This window comes from Mesorhizobium sp. EU05-FHT14A09 (assembly GCF_058790995.1).
In genome coordinates, this window is the sequence record NZ_JBYTDF010000027.1 from 1 (window position 1) to 860 (window position 860).

Below are 860 nucleotides of genomic sequence, written 5' to 3' on the forward strand. Positions count from 1 at the left end.
CTGCAGATCGGCACCGGCGTCATCGGTTCCAACGGCAACGTGAACCGGGAACTGTGGAAGGGCGCCGACCTGCCGACCGAATTCACCGATGGCGACCGCATCAAGGTCGCCGTCAAGCAGAACGAGCAGAAGGCGATCCTTACCTGGGATACCTTCAACGTTGGTGACCGGACCGACCTGACGTTCCAGCAGCAGGCAGGCAACTGGGTGGCGCTCAACCGCGTGCTGGGCACCGATGCGAAGCCCAGCCAGATCCTCGGCTCCATCAATGCCAGCGGCCAGGTCCTGGTCATCAACCAGAACGGTATCGTCTTCGGCGGCACCAGCCAGATCAATGTCGGGGCGCTGATCGCCTCGACGGCGAAGATCGATACGCAGAAGTTCCTCGACAACGGCATCTATTCGTCGGGCAGCGGCAGGAACTGGATACCGAGCTTCACCGATGCGGCAGCACTGCTGGGCAAGGCTCCCGGCGGCGGCGTGGTCAAGGTCGAGGCCGGCGCGCGGATCACCACCCGTGCACCGGCCTCGGTGACGGCGGGCGGCGGCTTCGTGCTCCTGATGGGTGGCGCGGTCGACAATGCCGGCGCCATCACCACGCCCAACGGCCAGACCCAGCTTGCCGCCGGCGACGACTTCGTGCTGCGCCGCGGCTACGGCACCGACGCGAACCTCGCCTCGACGACGCGCGGCAACGAGATCGCACCGCTCTTCAAGGCGGGCAGCAGTGCAGGACTGGCGCGCAACTCCGGCATGATCTTCAGCCCGCAGGGCGACATCACGCTGGCCGGCCGCACCGTCGAGCAGAACGGCATCCTGGTTGCCTCGACCTCGGTCAACACCCGCGGCACCATCCATCT

Annotated in this window: 1 protein-coding gene; it reads left to right on the top strand. The window is 66.4% G+C overall.

Features of this window, described 5'->3' with window-relative positions:
• Positions 1-860, top strand: an 860-nt coding sequence (locus AC3WTO_RS31120) for a two-partner secretion domain-containing protein (RefSeq protein WP_492558472.1), incomplete at both ends; no start/stop codon positions are given.